The 26,021-nt window shown below is 71.7% G+C and carries 15 protein-coding genes; 11 read left to right on the top strand and 4 right to left on the bottom strand.

Going from position 1 to position 26,021, the window contains the following annotated elements; genetic code table 11:
* Positions 1-80: 80 nt before the first annotated feature.
* The 4 genes from ACTMTJ_RS22345 to ACTMTJ_RS22360 all read left to right on the top strand — a co-directional run bounded on the left by ACTMTJ_RS22345 (position 81) and on the right by ACTMTJ_RS22360 (position 9,693).
* The gene (locus ACTMTJ_RS22345) at positions 81-4,739 is read left to right on the top strand and encodes a galactose-binding domain-containing protein (protein WP_441219574.1); all 4,659 of its coding nucleotides are present in this window, start codon (positions 81-83) and stop codon (positions 4,737-4,739) included.
* Positions 4,740-4,803: 64 nt separating this feature from the next.
* Positions 4,804-7,944 (top strand): OmpL47-type beta-barrel domain-containing protein, encoded by a 3,141-nt coding sequence (locus ACTMTJ_RS22350; RefSeq protein ID WP_441219576.1) that lies wholly within the window; start codon positions 4,804-4,806, stop codon positions 7,942-7,944.
* A gap of 34 nt (positions 7,945-7,978) precedes the next feature.
* A complete protein-coding gene (locus ACTMTJ_RS22355; protein ID WP_441219577.1) occupies positions 7,979-8,611 on the top strand; it encodes a hypothetical protein in 633 nt (210 codons plus the stop codon).
* Positions 8,612-8,673: 62 nt separating this feature from the next.
* The gene (locus tag ACTMTJ_RS22360) at positions 8,674-9,693 is read left to right on the top strand and encodes a hypothetical protein (protein WP_441219579.1); all 1,020 of its coding nucleotides are present in this window, start codon (positions 8,674-8,676) and stop codon (positions 9,691-9,693) included.
* A gap of 57 nt (positions 9,694-9,750) precedes the next feature.
* On the opposite strand, the gene ACTMTJ_RS22365 is transcribed toward ACTMTJ_RS22360, so the two are convergent.
* Positions 9,751-10,623, bottom strand: coding sequence for a DUF559 domain-containing protein (locus ACTMTJ_RS22365; protein WP_441219581.1), 873 nt, complete (start codon positions 10,621-10,623; stop codon positions 9,751-9,753).
* Between the two features lie 203 nt (positions 10,624-10,826).
* Between ACTMTJ_RS22365 and ACTMTJ_RS22370 the strand changes: the two genes are divergently transcribed.
* From ACTMTJ_RS22370 to ACTMTJ_RS22395, 6 genes are all read left to right on the top strand, one after another.
* Positions 10,827-11,306: a Crp/Fnr family transcriptional regulator gene (locus tag ACTMTJ_RS22370; protein ID WP_441219583.1), complete on the top strand. Its 480-nt coding sequence runs from the start codon at positions 10,827-10,829 to the stop codon at positions 11,304-11,306.
* Complete coding sequence (locus ACTMTJ_RS22375) at positions 11,306-14,293, top strand: FAD-dependent oxidoreductase (protein WP_441219585.1); 2,988 nt, start codon at positions 11,306-11,308, stop codon at positions 14,291-14,293. Before ACTMTJ_RS22370 ends, ACTMTJ_RS22375 begins: the two co-directional genes overlap by 1 nt.
* A gap of 54 nt (positions 14,294-14,347) precedes the next feature.
* Entirely contained in the window at positions 14,348-14,704 is a 357-nt protein-coding gene (locus ACTMTJ_RS22380) for a YciI family protein (protein WP_441219587.1), read from the top strand.
* A gap of 31 nt (positions 14,705-14,735) precedes the next feature.
* Entirely contained in the window at positions 14,736-15,785 is a 1,050-nt protein-coding gene (locus ACTMTJ_RS22385; RefSeq protein ID WP_441219589.1) for a S66 family peptidase, read from the top strand.
* A 64-nt stretch (positions 15,786-15,849) separates the two neighbouring features.
* The gene (locus tag ACTMTJ_RS22390) at positions 15,850-18,078 is read left to right on the top strand and encodes a glycoside hydrolase domain-containing protein (protein ID WP_441219734.1); all 2,229 of its coding nucleotides are present in this window, start codon (positions 15,850-15,852) and stop codon (positions 18,076-18,078) included.
* A 9-nt stretch (positions 18,079-18,087) separates the two neighbouring features.
* Positions 18,088-19,362 carry a glycosyltransferase gene (locus ACTMTJ_RS22395; RefSeq protein ID WP_441219591.1) on the top strand — a complete coding sequence of 425 codons (1,275 nt, stop codon included), beginning with the start codon at positions 18,088-18,090 and terminating at the stop codon, positions 19,360-19,362.
* A 51-nt stretch (positions 19,363-19,413) separates the two neighbouring features.
* Here ACTMTJ_RS22395 and ACTMTJ_RS22400 read toward each other — a convergent pair whose 3' ends face one another.
* Positions 19,414-19,836 carry a calcium-binding protein gene (locus tag ACTMTJ_RS22400; RefSeq protein ID WP_441219593.1) on the bottom strand — a complete coding sequence of 141 codons (423 nt, stop codon included), beginning with the start codon at positions 19,834-19,836 and terminating at the stop codon, positions 19,414-19,416.
* Between the two features lie 676 nt (positions 19,837-20,512).
* On the bottom strand, positions 20,513-23,092 hold the full coding sequence (locus tag ACTMTJ_RS22405; RefSeq protein ID WP_441219595.1) for an ATP-binding protein: 2,580 nt from the start codon (positions 23,090-23,092) through the stop codon (positions 20,513-20,515).
* 160 nt (positions 23,093-23,252) lie between these two features.
* On the opposite strand from ACTMTJ_RS22405, the gene ACTMTJ_RS22410 reads away from it, so the two are divergent.
* A complete protein-coding gene (locus tag ACTMTJ_RS22410; protein ID WP_441219596.1) occupies positions 23,253-24,308 on the top strand; it encodes a class I SAM-dependent methyltransferase in 1,056 nt (351 codons plus the stop codon).
* 73 nt (positions 24,309-24,381) lie between these two features.
* On the opposite strand, the gene ACTMTJ_RS22415 is transcribed toward ACTMTJ_RS22410, so the two are convergent.
* Positions 24,382-25,890 carry a ricin-type beta-trefoil lectin domain protein gene (locus ACTMTJ_RS22415; RefSeq protein ID WP_441219598.1) on the bottom strand — a complete coding sequence of 503 codons (1,509 nt, stop codon included), beginning with the start codon at positions 25,888-25,890 and terminating at the stop codon, positions 24,382-24,384.
* Between the last annotated feature and the right edge of the window lie 131 nt (positions 25,891-26,021).

Genomic DNA, 26,021 nt, shown 5'->3' on the forward strand with positions numbered 1-26,021 from the left:
TGCAAATGATCCGCAGACGCGTGCGAAGAGCGCCCGTATGGGCCGCCCTAGCCACGCTCATGGTGGGAGGAGCCGTCGTCATGCCGTCTCCGGCCTACGCCGACAGCCCGATCCTGCCCGGCAACGAAGGTGACGTCGGCGTCTACACCGACGGTCTCCACCACGTCATGGAAATCGGCGACCCGACCTACGGCAACACCGGCGACGTCGCCAACCAGCTCAACCCCGGCGTGCCGTTCACCGCCGGCAACATGCACCAGTCGATCTTCGAGAAGGATCTCGCCGCCGGCGGCACCGACTACTACCTCGACCGCGTTCTCGGCGTCCCCGGCACGCTCGGGTCGGCCGTGCTGATGACCCGCGGCCGCTCCCTCTACATGCGCGGCGTGAGCAACAACAACTTCACCGTCATGGGCTTCGCCGGCAGCGCGTACGTGGGTGGACCGAACAACCTCGGCAACCTGTATACGGTGACCGTTCCTGGGCAGACGGTCACCGAGGTGAACGCGAACCGGTTCAACGCGCCGAGCCACGCCAAGACCCGGTACACGATCGGCACCACCGGGGTGACCGCCGACCAGACGAAGTTCGTCACCTACGACAACGTCGCGGTCTCCGCGATCACCTTCACCAACCCCGGCGGCTCGCCGGCGACCTTCACGGTCCGGGCCGCCTCGCCACTGGCCACCCAGCCCGGTGAGGGCGCGGCCGAGGTCACCGGCACCCGCGTCATCACCAGCGGCTCCAACAACGGCACCATCGACACCCCCTGGGACACCGTCCGGGTGAGCCTCACCGGTGGCGGGTTCACCCGCTCGGGCGCCAACCTCGACCGCGAGGTCACCGTGCCCGCCGGTGGCAGCGTCTCCCTCTCCGTCGTCGGCGCGGTCTCCTCCGCCACGTTGCCGAAGACCGTCGAGAGCTACAAGCAGTACGCCGGCCTGGCGCCGGCCGAGGCGGTGCGCACCGGCATCACCGCCTTCAACCGCCAGTGGGCGCAGGACGTCCCGTACATCGACGTGCCCGATCCCGCGCTGGAGAAGGCCATCGTCTACCGCTGGTGGGGCGAGCGCTACAACAGCCTCGACGCCAACGCGACCGGCCACGTCTACCAGTACCCCACGACGATCGAGGGGGTGAACCTCTACCAGAACTCCGTCGCGCTGACCCAGCCGATGCACCTCCAGGACACCAAGTGGCTGCGCACGCCATACCTGCCGTACGGCCAGATCCTCAACATCGGCGAGCTCTCCGGCTCCTCGGCGTTCCTGGACAGCCCTGGCCACACGAGCTGGAACAACCACTACTCGCAGTACCTCGGCACGGCCGGCCTCGAGGCGTACAACGTGCACGGCGGTGGCAAGGAGATCGCCGGCAAGTTCGCGCACTACTTCGAGGGCGACGGTGTCGGCCAGCTCGAGCACTACGACGGCAACGGCGACAAGCTCATCGCCTACAACAGCAACTTCATGCCGGGCAACGACGCCGACGCCATCACCTTCGGCTACCCGAAGGTCAACGCCGGCGCGCCCGGCGCGTCGACGATCGAGCGTCCCGAGTCGGCGTACGTGTGGGGCGCGTTCGACGCCGCCCGGCAGCTGTACCAGATCTCCGGCGCCGACCAGGCCAAGATCGACGAGATGGCGGCCGGTGCCAACGGCGTCCGCGACGCGGTGCTCAACCGGCTGTGGAGCCCGGACACGCGGATGTTCCTCGCCGGCACGTCACACGGGGCGACGAGCGCGCCCAGCTCCAACGGCAAGCCCAACCCGCTGCCCGAGTCGGCCCGCACGCTCATCCCGGCGAAGGAGTCGAACCTCTACGACGTCTACGCCCAGAACCTGATCCCCTTCGACCAGTGGCAGAAGTACGTCGACGGCTTCCGGTTCCTGACCTACGGCGACAACTTCCCGATCTTCCCCTTCTACACCGCGAACCAGTACGACCGGGCCGCGTACGGGATCGGCGGCTCGAACAACTTCTCGAACATCAACTTCACCGTGCAGTACCGGGGTGTTCGCTCGGCGCTGCGCCACTACGACCCGGAGCAGAAGTACGTCAACCCGGCCTACGCCAAGCGGCTGCTCGACTGGATGGCGTGGAGCATCTATCCGAACGCGGACCTGCGGGCCCCCAACCAGGCCGAGTACTACTCCGGCTGGAACCCGACCACGAAGACCTACAACCGCAACAACCCCAACCACATCATGTTGGGCAACATGAACTACATCTTCGTCGAGGACATGGCCGGCCTCCAGCCGCGGTCCGACGACAAGATCGAGCTGTGGCCGATCAAGTTCGGCTACGACCACTTCATGGCGAACAACCTGCGCTACCACGGGCAGGACGTCACGATCGTCTGGGACCCGGACGGCACGAAGTACGGCCTGGGCTCCGGCTACAGCCTGTTCGTCAACGGTGAGAAGAAGGTCAGCACCGACAAGCTCGGCAAGCTCACCTACGACCCGAAGACCAACCAGGTGCAGGTCGAGGACGGCGTGACCGTCACCTTCAAGGCGGCTTCGGGCGGCGACTTCCCGAGCGCCGTGGACACCCCGATCCAGGACGACCGGGTCGTCGACTACCTGAAGACGGCCGGCATCGACCTCACCGAGGACGCGCCGAACCTGGCCAAGGGCGCCACTCTCGCGTCGTCGTACACCCAGCAGGGCCCGCGGCCGACGCCGTGGCGGCAGTTCCACACGCCGGGCTGGAGCAGCGGCACGATGAACTACACGCCGGGCGCGATAAAGGAGACCGAGCGACCCGTGTCGCTGGCTGCCGTGACCGACGGCGTCACGGCCAACGAGCCCTACTGGGGCAACTACGGCACCGCCGACAAGAACGGCTACATCGAGCTCGACCTGGGTTCGGCGAAGTCGTTCGACAACGTGAAGGTGACCTTCGTCAGCGACCGCCAGGCCGGCGGCTACCGCGAGCCGGCGCGCTGGTGGGTCCAGGTGCCCGACGGGAACGGCGGCTGGAAGGAGATACCGGGGCAGTTCAAGAACCCGACCGTCACCTCGGCGAAGTTCAACGAGGCGCTCTTCCAGACCGTCACGTCGAACAAGGTGCGGATCGCGTTCACCAACAACCCGACCTTCTTCACGGCGATCGCCGAGATCCAGGTGTACAACTCGGGTCGCGACGTGCCACCGGTCAGCAACCAGGCGCCGGTCGTCACCGCCGCCCGCGACGCCACGGCGGACGGCAACCTGTCCACCCGGCTCGTCGGCACGGCCACCGACGACGGCGTGCCCTACGACAGCGAGCTCACACTCGGGTGGGAGACGGTGTCCAAGCCGGACGGTGCGGGGGTCATCTTCGCCGACGCGAAGGCGCTCGCCACCCGCGTGACGGGCACGGTCGCCGGCGACTACGTGTTCCGGTTCTTCGCCGACGACGGTGAGAAGCGGACCGAGCGGACCGTATCGGTGACGCTCGCCCCACGCCAGGTCACGGCGGAGTTCGGCTCCTCGGCGGCGATCACCACGAGCGGCAGCGCGTCGTGGGAGAACCCGTTGCGGGTCAACGAGGCCACCACGCCGGCGAGCTCCAACCCGGGCGCCGGCAACGGCTGGGGCAGCTGGGGCCAGACGCAGAACGGCACCAGCGAGCAGACGGCCGCGTGGATCCAGTACAAGTGGAACGCGCCGGTGCGACTGTCCTCTACGGACATCTACTGGTACGACGACAACGGCGGCACGCGGCGGCCGACGGCCACGACGTACGCGATCGAGTCGTCGACTGACGGCACCACGTGGACCCCGGTGACCCTCACCGGCGGCTCGACGTACGCCGACGGCCTGGCCACCAACGCCTACAACCGCTTCAACTTCGAAGCGATCTCGACGAGCTACCTGCGCATCCGCATCTGGGGCGTGCAGACCGGCGGCGCGGGCACGGGCGTGCTGAGGTGGCGGGCCAACGGTGAGACCGTCGACTCGGTGCGTTCGCCGGTGCTCATGCGCACGACGGTGGGCGTGGTGCCCACGCTTCCGAGCGAGCTCGACGGCGTGTACGCCAGCGGTGCCCGCGGGAAGATCGCGTTCAAGTGGCAGCAGATCACGCCGGAGATGGTGGCCGAGACCAACGTCGACCCGTTCGTGGTCTACGGCACGAACGACGCCTACGGCCTGATCGCCGAGGCCCGCATCTACGTGCGGCCGGAGACCGCGCCGGGCGGCATCTCGATCCAGGGTGCCGAGTCGTTCCAGCAGACCGTCGACGTGGGCGAGCTGCCCTGGCTGCCGGACAAGGTGGAGGTCTCCTACAACGACGGATCCCGGGACAACCAGGCCATCGGCGTCGACTGGGACTTCGACGAGAGCATCGTCGACACTCCCGGCCGGTACACCATCGTCGGCGACCTGATCCTGCCTCCCTACGTCAGCGCGTCCGGCACCACGCAGACCACGCTGACCCTGACCGTCGGCGACGGCGGCCTGGCGTGGGAGGTCGAGGTGCAGGCGCGCACGCAGTGCATCGGCACCAACGCCTACGTCACGGTCAACGCGAAGAACACCGACGACGTGCCGCTCACCATCGAGCTGACCACGCCGTACGGCTCCCGCACGGTGTCCAATGTGGCTCCCGGGAAGTCCGCCTACCAGGCGTTCAACTCGCGCGCCAGGACGGTGGCGGCCGGCACCGCGACGGTGAAGGTCACCGGGACGGTCAACGGCCAGCCGGTGACCGCGGAGTTCCCCGCGCCGTACGGCGCGATTACCTGCGGCTAGCTCCCATCGAGGGTGGCGGCGCGGCACGGCGCCGCCACCCTCCCAGCCCAAGAGTGGGGACATCGTGAGATTCTTCGTCAGACTCTTGGCGGCCACCGGACTCTTCGCCGGTGGGCTGGTCGCGATCGCCGCGCCGGCTCAGGCCGCCGACTCGTACACCTTCACCAACACCACCAACCCGATCCTCGGCGACGGCAGCTACTACTCCGCCGACCCGGCGCCGCTCGTGGTGCCGGCGGGCGCGCCCGGCAACGAGAGCGGGCGCGACGAGCTGTACATCTACACCGGACACGACGAGGCTGGACCGTCCACCAACGACTTCATCATGAACGAGTGGGGAGCGTTCCGCACCACGGACGTCCAAGCTGGACAGTGGACCCACTACCCGTCGCTGATGCGGCCGGAGCAGGTCTTCGCCTGGGCCACGCCGGGGCGCGCGTACGCCGGCCAGGTGGTCCGCGGTGTCGACGGCCGCTACTACTGGTACGTACCCATCAACGAGCGGGACAGCCCGGCAGCCGACAAGTTCGCGATCGGCGTGGCCGTCTCGGACAGCCCGACCGGCCCGTGGACCGACCACGCGGGCGGCCCGATCATCTCCCAGCGGGTGCCCACGGCCAACAACATCCACAACATCGACCCGACGGTCCTCGTCGAGGGCAACCGGGTGTTCGTCTACTGGGGATCGTTCAGCAACCTGCGGATGCTGGAGTTCCAGCCGGACATGAAGACACCGGTCGGCACCCAGCGCACCATCACCGGCCTGACCGGCTTCTTCGAGGCGGCCTGGCTCTTCAAGCGGGGCAGCACCTACTACATGGCGTACGCCGGCAACAACGCCGGCCCGACCTCGCCGTGCACGCCGGCCAACTACCACGCCTGCATCGCGTACGCCACGGCAACGGCGCCCGAGGGGCCGTGGACCTACCGGGGCACCATGCTCCGGCCGGTCTCCTCGACGACCAGCCACCCGGGCATCCTGGAGTTCAACGGCCAGTGGTACATCGCGTACCACACCGCCGACGCCGTCGGTGGCGGCCACTTCCGCCGCTCGGTGGCGATCGACAAGGTGGAGTGGGACGACACCCAGACTCCGCCGCGGATGAAGCTCGTCACGCCGACGCCGGTCAAGGGCCGCGACCTCACGCCCCGGCCGAACATCGCGCAGGAGGCGAAGGTCACCGTCTCCAACGAGCCGGTGCCCACGCAGTACTGGGTGAAGGCGCTCAACGACGAGATCGTGCGCGCCAACCCGCTGCCGCCGGACATGTGGGGCACCTGGACCGGCAACAACCCGCCTCAGCAGTGGGTGCAGTACACGTGGGACCAGCCGATGCGGATCGCCAGCTCGCAGATCGAGTTCTGGAACGACCAGCCGCAGGGCACCGGCGTGGGCGTCGCGGCTCCGGCCCGCTGGCGGATCCAGTACTGGAACCTCGACAGTGGACAGTGGGTCGACGTGCCGAACCCGAGCGGCTACCCGACGGCGACCCAGGGCTTCCAGAACACCACGTTCGACCCGGTCACCACGACGCAGGTGCGCGCGACGTTCGACGCGTCCACCAACGGCAGCACGTACTCGGCGGTGGCGGTCGAGGAGTGGAAGATCCTCGCCGCGCAGCCCACGTCGGTCACCGCACCGGACATGACGGTCGAGGTGGGGGAGCGGGAGCTGCCCGGCACCGTCGGCGTGGCGTTCGGCGACCAGACGCTCCAGGTGCCGGTCTTCTGGGACGCGGTGACCGCGGAGCAGGTCGCCGCGCCCGGCACGTTCACGGTGCGGGGCACCGTGCTCGGCTACGCCGCCGGCCGGGTCTCGGCGCAGGTGCGGGTCATCTCGCCGGGTGACACCGAGGGTGACGTGACCGCGCCGACCCTGACGCTCACGCCGAGCGGCAGCGCGGGCAGCGCGGGCTGGTTCCGGTCCGCGGTGCGGGTGCGGGTCGCCGGCGTCGACGACCGGGGCGGCCGGATGACCATCGAGTCCAAGGTGGACGGTGGGCAACCGGTCGTCGCCACGGAGGTACGCTACGCCGACGTCGACGTCACCGGGGACGGCCAGCACGCCGTCACGGCGACCGCGACCGACCGGGCGGGCAACCGCTCGGCGCCGGCCGACCTCGCCGTGCGGATCGACGCCGCGGCACCGGTCAGCGCGGGCACCGTGGGCGCCGACCGGGCGGTCACGGTGACGTCGACCGACGCGACGTCCGGGGTCGCCCGGATCGAGTACGCGATCGACACCGGCGCGTGGACCGCGTACACCGGTGCGGTCACGGCGCCCGACGCCAGCAAGCACACAGTGTCGTTCCGCGCGCTCGACGTGGCCGGAAACCTGGAGACGGCCAAGACGGTCACCATCCCGGCGGACATCTCCGGGCCGCTGACCGGCAACATCGGGCCGATCGGGACGCCGACCGCCTCGTACACGGCGGGCTGGAACAGCGTCACCGCGCTCAACGACAACGCCGACCCGGCCAACCCGAGCCAGGCGCAGATCTGGGGCACCTGGTCCGGCAACCGGCCGGAGACCCAGTGGATCCAGTACGACTGGGCCCGCCCGGTGCGGATCAACGCGACGGAGCTGAAGTTCTGGCGGGACTCCGACCAGGGCAGTGGCGAGGGCGTCGCCGAGCCGGACGGCTGGGTGCTCCAGTACTGGGACGAGGCCGCGGCGGCCTGGCGGGACGTACCCAACGCGTCCGGATACGGCACGAGCACGACCGCGTTCAACAACGTCACCTTCGACCCGGTGACCACGCCGCGCGTGCGGGCGACGATCCGGGCCAACGGCAACGGCGACACGTGGTCCGCGGTGGCGGTCACGGAGTGGCGGGTCTTCGCCGACGACCCCGGCACCGGGCCGGCCACGGTGCCCGTCACGGTCACCGTGCAGCCGAGGTGCATCGCCGGCAAGGCGTACCTCGCCGTGCAGGTGCGCAACGACCACGACGCCCCGGTGGCGATCGGGGTGGTGACCGCGTTCGGCGAGCGGTCCTTCCCGAACGTCGCGCCGGGTGCCAACGCCTACCAGTCGTTCGCCACGCGGGCCGCCTCGGCCGCGGCGGGCTCGGTGACCGTCCGGGCCACCGGGACCGTGGACGGCAGAGAACGCTTGCCTGGTCCCATTCCGACAGGCTTCGTGGGAGGCGAGGTGACGACTGTCTACACCGCCGACTACGCCGGCGTCACCTGCACGGCATGATCAACTTACTCGCGATCCCGAAAGGCAAATGAGCATGAGCAGAACCAATCGCAGACGGCTGGCCGCGGCGGCCGCCGCCACGGCGGCCCTGGGCGGGGCGATGGCACTACCGGCGCCGGCCCTGGCCGCGCCCGGTGACAGCGACGACGTCCGGGTGACCGTCGACATCGAGGAGATCCAGGAGCCGGGCGTCCTCGCCATGTCGATCGCCGGCGACGCGGTCGCGCTGGCCGAAAACGGCTCGACCCTGCTGGTCCGCCAGTTCGTCGGCACCCTGCCGACGGTGACGGTCACCGACACCCGTACTCCGGAGGAGGTGCCCGACGGCGCCGCCTGGGCCGTGCTGGGCAGCGCGACCGACTTCGTCGGTAGTGCCGGCCAGGCCCCGATCAGCGCCGGCCACCTCGGCTGGAAGCCAAACCTGATCGACGGCGACGAGGAGGGCCTGGTCACCGAAGGTGAGGAGGTCGTGACCGTCCTCGACGAGCCGACCCAGCCCGGTAACAATGTGGGTCTCGTCGACCAGGAGCTGCTGGTGTCGACGTTCGACTCCGAGGCGGTCACCGGCGACGCGTACTCCGTCAACGCCAACCTGTACCTGCGTGCCCCGGCGGACGTCGCCGCCGGCGCGTACACGTCGACGCTGACCCTGTCCCTCTTCGAATGACGCACCGGTGGGGGGCCGCGCGGCAGCGGCCCCCCACCACACCCGGGCCGAAGGACGTCGCCATGATCCGAACCCTGCCCCGGCTGCTCGCCGTGCTGGCCGCGGTCGCTGTCGCCGTGCCGATCGCGCCGGCTGGTGCCATGGCGGAGCCGACCCCGCCGACGCTCACGTGGGCGGTGCAGCCGGCCAACCAGCAGGGCCCGGACGGGCGCCGCTGGGTCGAGCGCACACTCGACCCGGGTCAGGTGGTGACCGAACGCCTGGCCGTACGCAACTTCAGCGACCGCAACACGGTTTTCTCCCTCAAGGCCGCCGACGGCTACCTGACCGACAAGGGCCGCTTCAACATGCTCCCGTCCAACCAGAAGTCGGTGGACGGCGGCACCTGGATCAAAGTGCGGGACAAGGTGACCGTCGGCCCCAAGGCCACGGTGGTCGTGCCCTTCACCATCACCGTCCCGCCGGACGCGCGGGCGGGCGACCACCCCGCCGGCATCGCGGCCACGGTCACCGCCACCGGGGGCACGGTCGCGGTCGAGAGCCGGGTCGGCTTCCGCGTGATGATGCGGGTCAGCGGCACGATCACCGCGTCACTCGCCGTCGACGACCTCACCACCACCTACCGGCACTCGTGGAACCCCTTCTCGGCCGGCACGATCCGGGTCAGGTACACCACGAGGAACGACGGCAGCGTCGGCGTGACCGGCCGCGGCCGGGTGACGACGGCGGAGCTGTTCGGCGTGACCAAGCACAGCGCCCAGGCCGACGTCCAGGAGACGCTGCCCGGCGGCACCCGCGAGGTCGACCTCCGCGTGCCCGGCGTGTGGGCGCTGGGCCGCCTCCGCACGACCGTCGAGCTGACCCCCGCCGTCTTCGCCGGCGACACGAGCGGCGCCGAGATCCGCCCCACCACCGCCACCGTGACGGTCTGGACGCTGCCCTGGCCCCAGCTGATCCTCGCGGCCATCCTGATCGGCGCCTTCTTCGCCCTAAGCATCCTGATCCGACGCCGCCGGCGCCGCCTTGCCACCCTCCTCGCCAAGGCCCGCGAGGAAGGCCGCGCCGAAGCCCTCGTCGACTAGGCGCTAACGCAGATCTTGGTATGGATCGGCCCCTATTAGGGCCCATCCGTGCCAAGGTCAGCTGGTCCAGCCGGCAGCTCGCAGTGCCGCGCGGAGTTGGGTCGCCACTTCGTCGGGTTTGTGGCGGACCAGCCATGCGGGGAAGCGCAACAGGGTGTCGCCGGCGATGGCGATCTCGTTGTGGTGCCGCATATCGGCGTACCACGAGGCGACCCGCAGGTGCTGGGCGCCGTCGATCTCCACGTGGACGCGCCACCGGTCGAAGTAGACGTCGCGGTAGCGGCGCCGCCCCGCCGAGTCGACCCGTGCGACCTGCCGCGACGGCTCCGGCAGCTGGTGGCGCCGGCACAGGCGGGCGAAGTCCATCTCGGCGATCGACTCGGCGCCGCCGGCCGCATCCGCCACCGCCTCGACGATCAGCCGCCGTCGCTTGATGCGGGGCATCCGCTCCAGCACGGGTGTCATGTCGACGGCGGCGACGAGGCGCTGCTGAAACCCGGCGGCGATGATCGCGGCGGCGTCCCGGTCCGAGGCAGCCCACTGAGCCGCGTCGACCAGCGACCGTGCTGGCATCGTGCACGGTGGCCGCCCCATCCGGTGCTGGTCCTCGATCGGCACGCGGTAGGCGCGGTGTACGACGACGCCCGGCGGCGGTCGCCGGTGCTGCCGGGCGGCGGGGATGACCACGTGGATCTGTGGGGTGTCCACGCCTCGCATGCCCAGCACGGCCAACGCCGACCGGCCGCCCAACATGGCGATGCGCCCGTCGCCGACCGCCAGTGCCGCGATCCACCGACGCTGCTGCACGGTCACCGTCCCGCTGTGCGTGAGATAGATACCCCGGTGAACGGCCTGCCAGCGCCCGGACGTGACACTGTGCCGGATCGCCTTCGCCGACATGTGCCGCAACGCCTGACGCCGGCTGATCACACCGTCTTGACGAAACAACAGAACGTCGAGATCCCCAGACCACACGAGCAAATCCTGACCAAGCCGTCGCCGCGTTGGGAGAGGCTGTGGATAACCCGAGATCTTGGTACGGATTGGCCCCTCTGAGGGCCCATCCGTACCAAGATCTGGACTTGCCTGGGGTTCGTAGACTGCGGGAGTCCCCATCGAATCGAGGACTGACGATGGTCTCCGGTCTGTTCGACTATCCGGGCGATGAGGACGGGGGGAGTGCGGCGGCCGGCCGTGAGCCGGCCGCCGACACCGGCGTGCTGCTCCGCGAGGCCACCGCGGCCGACTGGGCGCTGATCGGTGAGCACGCCCAGCCTCGGCGTTACGAGCCGGGTGAGCGGATCTTCGCGGCCAACGACGCCGAGCGGTGCCTGTGGATCGTGGCGGCGGGGCGGGTGACCGTCGCGTCCGGGCGGCACGTCGTCGACGAGCTCGGGCCCGGCGGGGTGTTCGGCGAGCTGACGTTCCTCACCGGCGAGCCGGCGCGGTCGACGGTGCACGCGGCCACCGAGGCCACTGTGCTGCGGCTCAGCCTGGCCGGCTTCGAGGTGCTGGCCGGCAAGGACCCGACCCTCGCGCGGCACCTGCTCTTCGACCTCGCGCAGGTGCTCGCCGTCCGGTTGCACCGGCTCCGGAGGCTGGTGGGGGGCTGATGAGCGCGCACGGTTCGCTGCTGTCCACAGTGGATCTGCGTGCCGGCGTGCGCCGCGAGTACATCGTGGAGATCCGCGAGCCGGACCGGTCGGCGCGGCGGGTGGTGGTCACGGATCTGGTCGAGGTGGGCCGGCGGCGCGCCGACCGGGCGCCGGACATGCTCGCGGTGCGGCATCCGAGCGTCTCCCGCCGCCACGCGCGGTTCCAGGTGATCGGCGGCGAGCTGACCGTGACAGACCTCGGCAGCATGAACGGCACGCGGGTCAACGGCGACCGGATCAGCGGCACCACGCGGTTGGCGCTCGGCGACACCGCCTCGCTCGCCGCGGTCGACATCGCCGTGGTCGGCGGGCGAGCGTCGCACGAAGCCGTCAAGCCACCCGCGCCGGCCGCCGCGACCCATCCGTTTCCCACCTACCTCCAGCTGCGGCGCCGCCTGCCGGCCGGTTTCTGGGTCGGGCCGCAGGCCGTCGCCGTGGCCGCGGTCGCCGGGCTGTGTGTCCTGCTCCTGGCGCGACCGGCGACCGGCCTCCAACTGCTGTGGGGGCTGGCCGTGCCACTGCTGCCCCTGCTGTGGGTGGTCGCGCCCGGCCTCTGGCGCAACAGCTGCCCGCTCGCGGCCACCAACCAGCTGCCCCGCCGGGCCGGCTTCGGCCGGGCGAAGCCACCGCCGGCCTGGCTGCGCAACGGCGGGTTCGTGGTGGCGGTCGGGTTGTTCCTCGTGCTCGTGCCGACCCGCCGCGTGCTCTTCGACCACAGTGGACCGGCGACGGCTCTCCTGCTGGTCGGTGTGATGGCTGGCGCGCTCGCCGGCGGCCTGCTGTTTCGGGGCAAGAGCGGCTGGTGCTCAAGCGTGTGCCCGCTGCTGCCGGTGCAGCGGCTGTACGGGCAGACGCCGTTCGTCACCGTGCCGAACAGCCACTGCCGGCCGTGCGTCGGCTGCGCGAAGCACTGCTACGACTTCAACCCGCGCGTGGCCTACCAGGCGGACATGCACGACAACGATCCTCGGTGGACGGCGCCGCGCTCGTTCTTCGCCGGCTGCTTCCCGGGCGTGGTGGTGGGCTTCTTCGTCGTACCGGATGTGCCGGCGGCGCTCTTCTACCTCGTCTTCTTCGCCGTGGTGCTGGCGAGCGCCGGCTCGTTCTTCGCCCTCGACGCGCTGCTGCGGCTGCCGGCCAGCGCGCTCGCGGCGGTGTACGGCGCGGTCGCGCTGTCCACTTTCTACTGGTTCGCCGCGCCGGTGCTCGGCGAGACCGTCCACCACTTCACCGGGGTACCGGCGGCGGCGGTCTCCTGGCCGGTGCGCGTGGCGGTGTTCGGGCTCGCGGGCGTCTGGGTTCTGCGGACCTTCGGTGTCCGGCGGCTGTTCCTGCGGTGGTCGGTGGAGAGCCAGCCGGTGCGCCTCCCACCCGACGGCGCGGCCCGGCTGGCGGGCGACTCCGGGTGCGAGGTGACGTTCGAGCCACAGGGGCGGCAGGTGGTCGCCACCGCCGGGGAAAGCCTGCTCGACCTGGCGGAGAAGGACGGGCTGCCGATCGAAGCCGGGTGCCGGATGGGCGTCTGCGGCGCCGACCCGGTCGCGATCCTGGCCGGCGCCGACCAGCTGTCACCGCCGGCCGACGACGAGCGGGCGACGCTGCGCCGCCTCGACCTCGGCCCGGACGTCCGGATGGCGTGCTGCGCCAGGGTCAATGGACCGGTCACCGTCTCGCTCGACCCGCGCAGCGCCCCCGCGCCACCCGCACCCGCGCGGCGCCGCGGGACACCCACGCGCCGCATCGTCGTCGTCGGCAACGGCATCGCGGGGGTCACCGCCGCGCAGGAGATCCGCCGCCTGGAACCCGACTGCGAGGTGCACGTCGTCGGCCGCGAGCCGCATCCCTTGTACAACCGGATGGGCATCTCCCGCGTGGTATACGGGCGTTCGGCGATGGCCGGGCTGTTCCTGCTCGCCGAAGACTGGTACGAGCGCCGCGACATCACCTGCTGGCTCAACACCCGCGCGGCCGGCCTCGACCTGGCCGCGCGCACGGTAGCGCTCGGCACCGGCGAGCGGTTGGCCTTCGACCGGCTCATCCTGGCCACCGGGGCGCGCGCCGACGTGCCACCGATCGCGGGCGTGGCCACGCCGGGCTGCTTCGCGCTCCGCGACGCCGACGACGCGGTGCGCATCCGGGCGTACGTGCAGGAGCACCGTGCCGCCCGCGCCGTGGTGGTCGGTGCCGGCCCGCTCGCCGTCGAGGGCGCGTACGCCCTGCACGAGCTGGGCCTCGAAGTGTCCATTGTGGTGCGCGGTCCGGCTGTCCTGCGGCGGTACCTCGACCCGCGCTCGGCGGAGCTGCTGACCGGATACCTGGCGGCGCGGGGGATCGCGCTGGTGAGCGGCGCGGCCGTGGCCGGGGTGCACGGCACCGACCGGGTGCGGGCGGCGACCCTCACCGACGGCCGCCAGGTGCCGACCGACCTGGTGCTGCTCGCCGTGGGCGCCACGCCCGAATCGGGGCTCGCCCGGTCGGCCGGCATCGCCGCCCGGCACGGCATCGTCGTCGACGACGAGCTGCGTACCAGCGACCCGGGCGTCTACGCGGCCGGCGACTGCGCCGAGCTGCGCGGCCAGGTGACCGGGCTGTGGCCGGCGGCGGTGGAGCAGGCGACCGTCGCGGCGGCGAACGCGCTCGGCGAGCACCGCACCGCGCCCGCCACCGAGACGCCGATGCTCCTCAAGGGCATCGGCATCGACCTGGTCTCGGTCGGCCGGGTCCGCCCGGCGCCCGGGGACCGGGTGCTTATCCACGAGGACCCCGCCCGGTACGCGCACGGCTGGCTGGTGCTCTCGGACGGCCGGGCCGCCGGGGCGGTGCTGCTCAACCTGCCCCGTGAGGCGCCCGGGATCCTCGCCGCCGTGCGCTCCGGCGCCGTGTTCACCCCTCCTGGGATCTGGGTCGAGCCGGCACGGGTGAGCGGCCAGCGGCTGCCTCGGTGAGCACGCGCTGTTCGGCCGTGACGCCGGAGCCGGGCGTTCTCCTATGCTCTCGCCATGAAGTTTGACCAGCACACTCTCGTCCTGCTGGTGCGGCCGCCGGACGCGCCGGAGCTGACGCCCGAGGAGGCCGACGCGCTCCAGGACGCCCACCTCGCTTTCCGTGCCGACCTGCGCGACCAGGGCTACCTGCTCGGTGGCGGCCCGCTGATCGACCAGGACGACGAGCGCCTGCGCGGGATCTCCGTGATGTCGGTCGACCCGGCGACCGCCCGCGGGCTATGCGCGGCGGACCCGGCGGTCCGGGCCGGGCGGCTCGCCGTGCAGGTGATGACTTGGATGGTGCCCGCCGGCAACGTCCACTTCGAGGCGGTACCGGCGCCGAGGTCGATGCGCGAGGTGGAAAGCGACTGACGCCCGAAGGCGGATCTGTTTGGATCGCGGCATGACGCATGAGCTCGTGCACCCGCCGAAGGCCCGTCCAGGAGATCGCATCGCGGTCCTCTCGCCCTCGTTCGCGGCGGCCGGCGCCTTCCCCGAGCTGCACGAGCAGGCCATGCGCCGGCTCACCGAGGTGACGGGCCTGATTCCGGTGGAGTACCCGACGACGCGTCAGGTCGGCGCGACCGCCGAGGCCCGCGCGGCGGACGTCAACGCGGCCTTCGCCGACCCGGAGATCCGCGGGATCCTGGCCGTCGTCGGTGGCGACGACCAGATCACCGTGATCCCGCACCTCGACGCCGACCTCGCGCGGGCGGATCCCAAGCCGTTCCTCGGCACCAGTGACAACACCAATCTGCACCACTGGCTGTGGGAAAACGGCGTCGCGAGCTTCTACGGCGGCTCCTCGCAGGTGCACCTCGGCCCGGGGCCGGGCGTCGACGAGATCCACGCCCGGTCGTTGCGGGCGGCCCTCCTGACCGGTGAGCGGCTCGAGATCACCGAGCCGGGCGAGTCCGAGGACATCGGCGTCGACTGGGCCGACCCGCGTGCCCTGGAGTCCTTCGGCGAGCGGGAGCCGACCGGGCCGTGGAGCTGGTACGGGCCGGCCCGATCGGTGAGCGGTCCGGCCTGGGGAGGATGCGTCGAGGTGATCGAGTGGATCCTGACCGCGGGGCGGTTCCCGTTCGCGCCGGACGTCCTTCAGGGCGGGGTGCTGCTCATCGAGACGTCCGAGGAGCTGCTCCCGGCGGTCAACGTCGCGCGGATCGTCCGTTCGCTCGGCGAGCGGGGGTTGGTCGGCGCGGTGGACGCGGTCCTGTTGGCCCGCCCGCCGGTCTCCGACTTCACCCGCCGCCCGCCGGCCGACGAGCGGGCCCGGCTGCGTGACGAGCAGCGGGACGCGGTCGTGGAGGTGGTCGCCCGGTACAACGCGGAGGCCGTGGTGTGCGTCGGCGTCCCGTTCGGGCACACCAGGCCGCAGTGGATCCTGCCGCACGGCGGCACGATCACCGTCGACGGCGCCGAGCGCCGGATCTTCGCCGACTACCGGTAAGGCGGTATCGCCGACTTCATCTGGCCGAAACCCAGGATGTGCGCGTTCTGGGTAATGTCCGACCATCCTCGACGACGTTGATCCTTTCATCGGTACGGCCGCGACCGACCTGCCCCGGGCAGCTGGTCTTGCGGCCAGTTGGTGGTGGCCGAAACCGCAGGTGGGCAACACGCATCCGGGCGCCACGTCACCGCTGGGCATGGTGTCCGCGTGCGCCTACTCGGGCGCCTACCCGACCGGGTACGGGCGCTACACGAAGAGCACCGAGGGCCGGCCCGAGGAGATGTTCGACCGGGTGCAGGCGTCCGGGTTCACGCACTTCCAGCAGTCCGGCACCGGGGCGATCCGCAAGTACTACAACTACGTCCGGGTGACCCCGATGGTCGAGCCGCTCGACGTGCTCGGGCAGGCCTGGCCGCTGCACGACGAGATCGCGGAGGCCGGCTACTACGCGGCGACCGTCGACACCGGGGTGCGCTGCGAGATCACCGTCGGCGCGAAGGTGGCGGTGCACCGGTACACGTTCCCGGAGCACCACAGCGCACGCGTCGTGATCGACATGTCCTGCGGCGGCCTCGACGTCGAGCTCGGCCGCACCGTGCCGCTGCGGGCGCAGGTGGAGAGCATCGGGCACGGCCGCGCGCAGGGCACGGTCGTGATGGAAGGCGTGCCGCTGTCGGTCTACCTGGAGGTCGACAGTCCGGGCTGGCGGCAGATGCTCTGGTACGACCGGCGGCTCATCGACGGCGGCAGCCGCCTCGACTTCGAGAGCATCCGGCACACCACGCTGCGCCCGTTCGGCATGCTCTTCATGGGCCAGGTCAAGGCGGGCCAGACGATCGAGGTGCGGCTCGGATTCTCGCTGCGCGGGTGCGAGCAGGCGCGGCAGAATCTCGAGCGCGAGTGCTGGCCGGCGCAGCCGGCGTTCGACACCGTGCGCGCCGCGACCCGGGCCCGGTGGGCCGACCACATCGACCGGGTACAGGTCGACGGTGGCACGCCCGCCCGGCGCCGGGTGATGGCGACCGCGCTGTACCACTCGCTGATCAAGCCGTGCTTCGCCGACGACGAGAGCCCGTTCTGGCCGTCGTCGGGGCCGTACGCGTTCGACATCTGCACGATGTGGGACATCTACAAGACGCAGCTGCCGCTGCTGGCCGCCATCGTGCCGGACCGCTCCGCCGACCTGCTGGAGTCGCTCATCCGGGTGGCCGAGGAGGAGGGCAACTTCCCCAACGGGTACCGGATGGCGCGCGGCGCCGACCGGTTCTTCCGCCAGGCCAGCGCGCTCGCGCACACCGCGCTTGCCGACGCGCACGCGCTCGGCCGGCCCGCCCTCGACTGGAGCTGGGCGCTCGTGCACATGGTCGACGACCTGCGCCGCCTGTACGGCGAGGACTTCTTCGAGCACGGCCTGGTGCACCCGATCACGCACACGCTCGACCTCGCGTACGCGCACCACTGCACCGCGCAGGTGGCCCGCGCGCTCAACGACCGGCGCCTCGCCGACGACCTGGAGCGGCGCGGCCAGCAGTGGTCCAACGCGTTCGACCCGGCGACCGGGCTGCTGCGCGACTCCGAGTTCTACGAGGGCGGCAAGTGGAACTACTCGTTCCGGCTGCTTCACGACATGGCCGCGCGGATCGCGCTGGCCGGCGGCGACGCGGCGTTCGTCGGCAAGCTCGACCACTTCTTCGGCTTCGGCGCCCCGCCGGTCACCCAGCCCGGCCGGCACCCGACACCGGCCGAGATGACCGCCGGCTTCGCGCTGCACCGCTTCGAGGGGCTCAACAACGAGCCCGACATGGAGGTGCCGTGGGCCTACCACTACGCGGGCCGGCCCGACCGCACCGCGCAGGTGGTGCACTCGGCGCTGACCTGGCAGTTCGGCACCGGGCCGGGCGGGCTGCCGGGTAACGACGACTCCGGCGCGCTCAGCTCGTGGTACGTGTGGGCGTCGCTGGGGCTGTTTCCGGTGGCCGGGCAGAGCCTGTTTCTGGTCAACGCGCCCGCGTTCGAGCGGGCGGCGATCCGGGTCGGCGACGAGGAGTTCGTCGTGGAGACCAGCGGCCACCGCGAGACGCCGATCGGCGTGGACGGCATCGACGCGGAGCCCAAGCCGCAGTACGTCCAGTCCGCCACGCTCAACGGCAAGCCACTGCACGCCACCCACCTGCGCGCCGCCGACCTGCACGCCGGCGGGCGCCTGCACCTGCGGCTGGGCCCGCAGCCGTCGTCCTGGGGATGCGACATCCGGCCACCGTCCCACCCCGCGCGCAGCGCCAGCCCCTGAGGAAGCCCCATGATCCTGCCCTCTCGCCGTCTCGTCATCGTGGTAAGAGCCGACCCGGTCATCTGCGGCCACTCCGGCGAGGCGCGCAACCTCGCCGAGGTCGCGCTCACCCGCGGGTACGACGACGTCCGGCTGCTGACCTGGCCGATACCGGCGCTCCAGGCGGCCGGCCTGCCGCTCAAGCCGCTCGACCGGCTGCTGCCGTACAGCCCCGGGATCACCGTCGAGCGGCCGGAGGCGGTCGGCGACTACCGGGTGCCGGACGGGCGGCACATCGCCGGCCTCACCGGCCGCCTCGTCGAGCTGCTCGCCGAGCGGGTGCCGACCACGTGCCTGTCCATGTACCTCGTTCCACACACGACGGTCGTCAACGACGCGGTCGCGGCGGCGCGGGCGGCCGGCTACGCCCCGGACGTGCGCACCGTCGCCAAGGCGGTCGGCTCCGACGTCACCAACGTCATCAAGTCGTGCCTGCGGGACGGGCGGTTCGGGGCGGCGACCGTCCTGTTCACCACGTTCCTGGCCAGTGACGAGGTGGTGGCGGTGTCCGAGTACACCCGGGACGAGATCGTGCTCTCGGCCGAGCAGGTCGACGCGCACTGCGGCACGCGGTTCGCCGACGAGTGCCGGCGCCGGGTGACCGTCAGCTACCCGCCGATCGACGCCTCCGCCTACCTCGACCCGGATCCGGCCGCGGTCGACGCCGCGCTCGCGCGCCGCGGGCTGGAGCGCGGCGGCTACATCCTCTTCCTGTCCCGGGTCGCGCGGGCCAAGGGGATCTACGACCTGGTGATCGCGTACGGCCAGATGCGGTGCCGCGACAGCGTCCGGCTGATCGTGGCGGGCACCGGCCCGGCGCTGGAACACGTGCGGGCCATGTCCAAAGAGGACGACCGGATCACGTTCCTGACCGATGTGGACGACCGGGAGAAGCCGCTGCTCATGGCCGGCTGTGCCGCGTACGTGCTGCCCACTAAGCCCGAGCCCGACTTCGTCGAGACGTTCGGCATCGCGCTCGCGGAGAAGATGCTCGCCGGCGGCGGGCCGATCGTCACCACGCTGACCGGCGGCACCGGCGAGGCGGTCGGCGACACGGCGGTCCTCACCGAGCCCGGCGACATCGCCGCCCTCGCCGAGACGGTGGACCGGGTGGTACTCGACATGCCGGAGGCCGAGAAACGCGACCTGGCGCGGCGGGCACGCGACCGCGCCATGTTGTTCGACCGCGGTGTGGTCTTCGACAGCCTGTTTCCGTCGGCGGCGCCGGCCGCCGCGGTGGGCTGACGACGGCGCTGGTGCCCGGCCCCTGGGCCGGGCACCTTTGGTGGCCGCGTGTCAGCAGGGCAGGAAGTTCTGGAAGTAGATGATGTCCGGCCACTGGTCGCCGGAGCACCAGTCGTCGCCAAGACCGCCGTCCATCACGTCGTTGTTGCCGCCGCCGCCCAGCCTGTCGCTGCCCTGGTTGCCGTACAGCAGGTCGTCGCACGCGTCGCCGAGAAGAAGGTCGTGGCCCGGGCCGCCGATGAGCACGTCGCGCCCGCCGCCACCGTGGATCTCGTCGTTGCCCTCCCCGCCGAAGATCAGATCGGCTCCGGCGGTGCCCACGTAGGTGTCGTCCCCAGGTCCCAGGAAGACGACTATGCCCGGCTCGTCGCAGTCGTCCGGGATGCTCGCCTGAGCCGGCGCCGCTACGGCCGCCAGCACCGCCGACGCCAGCAGAGTGGCCGCCGCCGACGCGATCATGAGTCGTGCACGCATGGTTGGTTCCCCCTCCGGTCCTCCCCGACACCTTGTCGAGGGACTGGGGGACCGTCCCATCCCGGCATCATCGTGGCGTCATCGTGGGCGTCACCCGGCCGCCAGAGTGAAAGCGATCCGACAGCGCCGCGACGGCACGCGCGCCAAGGTGGAGCCGCTGGAGCGCCGGGCCGGCAGGTTTTGCCCCCGTCCGTGTCAGTTGGAGACCGTATGCTTCCGCGGGGACCGTTCCCGGCCGGCGGCTCGCGGGGCGAGCCGAGATCCCCGGCCGTCCACTGCCGGGTCCGCGGGACAAGCCCCGAAGGGGTTCTTCGCGGGGCCTATCTCCGCCATCCTGACGCGGCGTCACCAGCTCATGGGTCGGGACTTCGAGATCTCGGAGAGTTGGGGTTGAAATAGCGCCCTTAACTCTCCGAGATCTGGAATCTCGCGCCGCTCACACCGCCGCGGCGGTTACCGGCGGCGACGAAAACCCGCAGCTTTCCCAGAGCGCCGATCCGGGAGCAGGCATTGTGGACAAACAGCGACCGTCGCGCGGCCCGAGGGGGTGAGCGCGGCCAGCGGCGGACGGGTGAGGCCGCGGGAGCGGCGGTCTGGACCACGACGGACATCGCGGTAGCTCAAATCTTTGTCCTAAAAGGAACTCAGCGCCCGGCACCTCGACTCCGAAGGGTCTCTAGGAAACGAGGCCGAGCGCCCGAGCGCGGCTGGCGGCGTCGCGGCGGGTGCGGGCGTCGAGCTTGTCGAGGACGGCCGCGACGTGCGTGTCGACGGTGCGGACCGACAGCACCAGCTGGACGGCGATCTCGGCGTTGCTCAAGCCCTGCGCGAGCAGCCGGACCACCTCGACCTGCCGCTCGGTGAGGCCGGCCGGGTTGTCGCGTGTGGACGGTGTGGGGCCGCGCGGCACGCGGGCGACGCCGAGGTCCTTCAGGCGTTGGCGGACGCGGCGGGCGAGCGGCTCCGCGTTGAGTGCGTCCAGGGTAGACAGCGCCGTCAGCAGGTCGTCGGGGTTGTCGCCCTGCGCCAGCGCGCTCGCCCAGTGGTACGGGCAGCCGGCGGCCTGCCACAGCTCGGCGGCCTCGCGCCACCGGCCGGCGGCCTGGAGCGCGTAGGGGTGCGCGTCGTCCGCCACGGGCACGTCCGCGCCGGCCAGGCGCATCCAGTAGCCGAGTTCGGCGGCGAAGGCGTGCGCGCCGTACCGGCGGACCTCTTCGTAGTAGGGCGCCACCGCGGCCGCGGCGGCGGACGCGTCGCCGCGTAGCCATGCGGCCTCGATCAGCGCGCTCGCGGCGGGCGCCAGGCGCTGCGCCTCGCCCAGGCCCTTGGCCAGCTCCCAGGCCTCGGCGATGATCTCGTCGCCACCCTCCTGGCCGCGGCGGACACGGGCGCGGCCGGTCACCACCATCGCAGGGCAACGTTGGGTGGGGCCCTCGTGCATGGCCCACTCGGCCTCGCGCTCCGCCTCGTCCCAGGCGCCGCGCAGCAGGAGGAGCATGCCGTTGGTGAGGTGGAGGTAGCGCAGGAACCCCAGGAACTCGGCCTCGTCGGCCAGCTCGATCGCGTCTTCGAGGAGCCGCTCGGCCTCGTCCAGGCGCAGGTCGTCGAGGTACTGCCAGGACATGTTGGTGGACGCGCGGCAGGCATGCTCGACCTCGCCGGCCTCAAGCGCGACCGCGAGGCTCTCCTTCAGCAGCGCCTCGGCGTCGGAGTCGCCGTGGTGCCAGGACGCGGTGCCGACGTTGTTGAGCGCGTGCGACAGGATGCCGGCGTCGCCGATCTCCCGCGCCATGGCCGCGGCCCGCCGCCCCACCTCGACCGCCTCGTCGTTGTGGCCGGCCATGGCGCAGAGCTGCGCACGGTTGCTCAGGGCCAGCGCCAGCGCCCGCGGGTCGCCGGCACCCTCCAGGATCTCGATCGCCTCGGCGCCGCTGACCTCGGCGTCCGCGCGGACGCCCGCCCACCATTGCATCCGGGACAGCCAGCGCAGGCTCAGCCCGAGCGCACGCGGGTCGCCGAGCCCGCGGCGTACCTCGACCGCGTCCCGCTGGGCGCGCACCGACTCGGCGCCGAGGCCGATCGTGTAGCACTCGATGGCGTACTCCTCGAGCAGGTCGGCCTGCTCCGCCACGGTGAAGTGGGCGCGGTGGGTCAGCACCAGACGGTAGTGCGCGGCGGCCTCGCGGTGCGATCCGGCCGCGACCGCCTCGCGTGCGGCGGCCGGGCCATGGCGGATCACGGCGGCGTCGTTGCCGGCCTCGGCGGCGTGGTGCATGACCCGGGAGAGGTCGACGGTGTCCAGCCGGTCGAGCAGCGCGGCGAGCACCGCCTGGTTGCACGCCACGCGGCGGACGGCCGGCATCGAGTCGACGATGGCGCGGCGCATCAGCTCGTGGCGGAAGCCGATCCGCTTCGCCGAGGCGGTCAGCACCCCGCGCCGCTCCGCGGCGGCGAGCGCCGGGAGGCCGCCGGGCACCACCGCGTCGACGAGCCACCGCTCGACGCCGGACGGCACGACGGCCAGCTGCTCCACCGCGTCCCAGGAGCGGCTGTCGAGGTCCTTCATGCGCGCCGTCACCGCCTCGGCGATGGTCGGTGGCACCTTGTCGGCGTCGCCGGAGGCGTACACCTCGGCGACGTAGAACGGGTTGCCGGAGGTCACCGCGAACACGTGCTCCGGGTCCATCCCGGTGTGCGCGCCGAGGCGGCGCACCGCGTCCGGGGACAGGCGGGCCAGGCGCAGCCGCCGGGCACCGGACGCCAGGCCCAGCAGCTGGTGCATCGGGTGGTCGCGGGTCAGCTCCTCGTCCCGGTAGGTCAGCACCAGCACCGCGGGCAGCCGCGCGATCCGCCGCACCAGGAACCGCAGGACGTCGAGCGTCGCCTCGTCGGCCCAGTGGACGTCTTCCACCACGAGCACGGTGGGGTGGTCGGGCCAGTCCAGCTCCGCGCGGAGGGCGTCGATCACGGTGCTCCGGTCGCCGGACTCGAGCGCCTGGGTGAGCCGCTTGCCGACGCTGCCGATCAGGTCGCGCAGCGGGCCGAGCACGCGTGGCGTGGCGAGGTCGTCGCAGTAGCCGACCAGCAGCCGCCCTTCGGCGGGCAGCACCCCGCGCACCGCGTCGACGAGGCTCGACTTGCCGATGCCGGGCTCGCCCATGACGAGCACGATCGAGCCGTCCCCGCTTTTCGCCTCGCGGGCGGCGGCGCCGAGTTCGGCGAGCTCACGCTCGCGTTCCAGGATCGATCGGCCCATTTCTCGGATCATCGCACGCGATCTCTACCTACGGTGTCGGCAATCCGGCGCAACCCGATGTACGTAACGCCAGGCTCGGACCTCGGTAGTCGCCACGGATCCGCCGCACCCAGCGCGCGCCGTACAAACAGGCAATACGACGCGAGCCAGGAGGGTAACCATGGCAGTCAACGAAGATCGTCTTATGGAGTTCGTGCACCGCTTCGTCGGTGACCTCGGCGCCACGATGGCGGCCGGGAGCATCGTCGTCGGCGACCGGCTGGGCCTCTACCGGGCCCTCGCCGAGCGCCCGGCGCGCCCGCAGGAGCTGGCCGAGCGCACCGGCACCGCACCCCGGTACGTCGAGGAGTGGCTGCGTGGGCAGGCCGCCGGCGGCTACATCCAGTACGACGCGGCGACCGGCGAGTACGCGATGACGGAGGAGCAGGCGTTCGCGCTCACCGATCCGGAGGGGCCGATCTTCGTACCTGGCGCGTTCCAGCTCGCCCTCGGCGCGCTGAAGGCGGAGGGTGAGATCACCAAGGCGTTCCGCACCGGCGAGGGGGTCGGCTGGCACGAGCACGACGCGGAGGTGTTCACCGGCTGCGAGCGCTTCTTCCGGCCCGGCTACAGCGCCAACCTCGTCGCCTCCTGGCTCCCCGCGCTGGACGGCGTCGAGGCGCGGCTGCGCGACGGCATCCGGGTCGCGGACGTCGGCTGCGGCCACGGCTCGTCGACGATCCTGATGGCCCAGGAGTACCCCGCGTCCACGTTCACCGGCTCCGACTACCACGGGGAGTCGGTGGCGGCGGCCCGCAAGCAGGCGGCGAACGCCGGTGTCGACGGGCGCGTGCGGTTCGAGGCGGCCAGCGCGCAGTCGTTCGGCGGCGGGCCCTACGACCTGGTGACCACGTTCGACGCCCTGCACGACATGGGCGACCCGCTCGGCGCCGCCCGGCACATCCGCGGCCAGTTGGCCGACGACGGCACCTGGATGATCGTCGAACCGGCGGCCGGTGCGACGGTGAGCGACAACCTCAACCCGGTCGGCCGGGTCTACTACTCGTTCTCCGCGTTCCTCTGCGTGCCGAACGCGCTCTCCCAGGAGGGCGGCTACTCACTTGGCGCGCAGGCCGGCGAGGAGCCGGTGCGCCACCTGGCCGTCGACGCGGGGTTCACCCGCTTCCGCCGGGTGGCGGAGACCCCCTTCAACATCGTGTACGAAGCGCGACCGTAGCCACATCTCCGGGGGGATCTCGGGCGGCACCGTGGGGCGGTGCCGCCCGAGCGTGCGTGGGGGTAGACGACCGTCAGCCGCGGTGCCACTTCTGGTTGGCGCCGCCGTGGCAGTCCCAGGTGATGAGGCGGGCGCCGTCGGCCGTGTTCCAGTCGGCGACGTCCACGCACTTGTTGGCCTGCGGGTTGACCAGGTCGCCGGCGGCCGTGAGCACGAACTGCTGTGCCGGGTTGCCGCTACAGTTCGCGAGCTGGATCACCGCGCCGTTGGCGGTCGAGCCCCAGGCCACGTCCATGCAGAGGCCGAAGGCGCGGATCGTGCCGTCGCCGGGGAAGGTCCAGTTCTGGGCCGCGGTGCCGTTGCAGGTATAGAGCTGGAGGTACTGGCCGTCGACCCCGTTGGAACCCGGCACGTCGACGCACTTGCTGGCGTACCCGATGATGCGGCTGGTGCTACCGCCGCCGGTCGTGGTCAGGGAAAGGCCGTACACGCCGAGGATCTCGTTCACCGGTTGGTAGACGGTGGTGCCGCCGCTGGAGCAGTTGCCGCCGGCGCCGGAGGTGACGCCCTGGGCCTGGTTGCCGGAGATGAACGAGCCGCCGGAGTCGCCGGGCTGGGCGCAGGCGCTGCTGGACACCAGACCGTACACAAGGGAGCCCGAGTAGTTGACGGTCACGTTCTTGGCGGTGATCGTGCCGCAGCGCCAGCCGGTGGTGCGGCCGGAGCGGCACACCGAGCTGCCGACGGCGGCTTCCTGCGAGCCGGCCACGTTCGTCGTGCCGCCGTTCCACGTGTTGACGACCGGGCGGGAGACCCAGTTGGAGTTGACCTGGACCCAGGCGTAGTCGTTGTCCGGGAAGGACGAGCCGCGGAACGTGCCCTGCGCGACACCGCTGCCGCTCGTGGTGCTGCCGGTGCCTCCACAGTGGCCGGCGGTGACGAAGCCGCCGGCGACCGCGAAGCCGACCGAGCAGAGGACGCGGTTGTCGATGACGTACTCGTCGCCACCGCGCACGTCGTACACCGGGCGGTAGGGGGTGGCCTTGACGACCGTGCGGACGCCCGTGACGCCGGCGGCGAAGCGCCTGGCGGCGTCCACAGTGGAGGCCTCCACCACCACGCTGTTCGTGGTCGGGTCGACGTACCAGGAGTGGACGGCCGCGCCGGCGGTGCGGCGGTCCAGTGCGGCCTTGGTGCGGTCGAGGTCGGCCGCGCCTCGGGTCACGTACCGCGGCTGGGCACCCGCAGCCCGTACCAGGGAAGCTTTTGTCCGGTCGGTGACGCCGACGACGAGTGACTTTCCGTCCTGGGCGACCCAGGCGCCGCCGTAGGTTTCGCCGAGGTCGGCGCGGAGCCGGCGCTCGACGAACGGGGCGGCCGCCTCGACGACGAGGCGGTCGTGGATCTGCGCGTCGCTCAGGCCGAGGTCGCGGCGGAGGGCGGCGAGCTGACCCGCCGGCAGGCCGGCGGGCTGGGCGGTGGCCGCGGGCGCGGCCGGGTCGGGTGCTGCGGCGGCTGGCGGGACGGCCGCGCCGAGGGTGAGCGCGGCGGCGGACACGAGGACACAGAGGTGACGGACCATCGGATACCTCCCCAGGAGCGAGAGCGCTCTCTGAGAGGAACCTTTACTATTCGCGTGGACGTTTGTCAATGAACGGATCTGATCGGACTCCGCCGCCGGGCTGCGGCGGGTGAGCGCCGCCGAGACCGGTT

Origin of the sequence: Phytohabitans sp. LJ34, from assembly GCF_052068095.1 — a bacterium.
In the GTDB taxonomy this organism is placed as follows: domain Bacteria; phylum Actinomycetota; class Actinomycetes; order Mycobacteriales; family Micromonosporaceae; genus Phytohabitans.

Coding starts and splice junctions, on each gene's coding strand:
- ACTMTJ_RS22380 (WP_441219587.1), top strand. CDS start 14,348: ATGAAGTTTGACCAGCACACTCTCGTCCTGCTGGTGCGGCCGCCGGAC.
- ACTMTJ_RS22355 (WP_441219577.1), top strand. CDS start 7,979: ATGAGCAGAACCAATCGCAGACGGCTGGCCGCGGCGGCCGCCGCCACG.
- ACTMTJ_RS22375 (WP_441219585.1), top strand. CDS start 11,306: ATGAGCGCGCACGGTTCGCTGCTGTCCACAGTGGATCTGCGTGCCGGC.
- ACTMTJ_RS22410 (WP_441219596.1), top strand. CDS start 23,253: ATGGCAGTCAACGAAGATCGTCTTATGGAGTTCGTGCACCGCTTCGTC.
- ACTMTJ_RS22415 (WP_441219598.1), bottom strand. CDS start 25,890: ATGGTCCGTCACCTCTGTGTCCTCGTGTCCGCCGCCGCGCTCACCCTC.
- ACTMTJ_RS22400 (WP_441219593.1), bottom strand. CDS start 19,836: ATGCGTGCACGACTCATGATCGCGTCGGCGGCGGCCACTCTGCTGGCG.
- ACTMTJ_RS22360 (WP_441219579.1), top strand. CDS start 8,674: ATGATCCGAACCCTGCCCCGGCTGCTCGCCGTGCTGGCCGCGGTCGCT.
- ACTMTJ_RS22345 (WP_441219574.1), top strand. CDS start 81: ATGCCGTCTCCGGCCTACGCCGACAGCCCGATCCTGCCCGGCAACGAA.
- ACTMTJ_RS22395 (WP_441219591.1), top strand. CDS start 18,088: ATGATCCTGCCCTCTCGCCGTCTCGTCATCGTGGTAAGAGCCGACCCG.
- ACTMTJ_RS22405 (WP_441219595.1), bottom strand. CDS start 23,092: ATGGGCCGATCGATCCTGGAACGCGAGCGTGAGCTCGCCGAACTCGGC.
- ACTMTJ_RS22370 (WP_441219583.1), top strand. CDS start 10,827: ATGGTCTCCGGTCTGTTCGACTATCCGGGCGATGAGGACGGGGGGAGT.
- ACTMTJ_RS22385 (WP_441219589.1), top strand. CDS start 14,736: ATGACGCATGAGCTCGTGCACCCGCCGAAGGCCCGTCCAGGAGATCGC.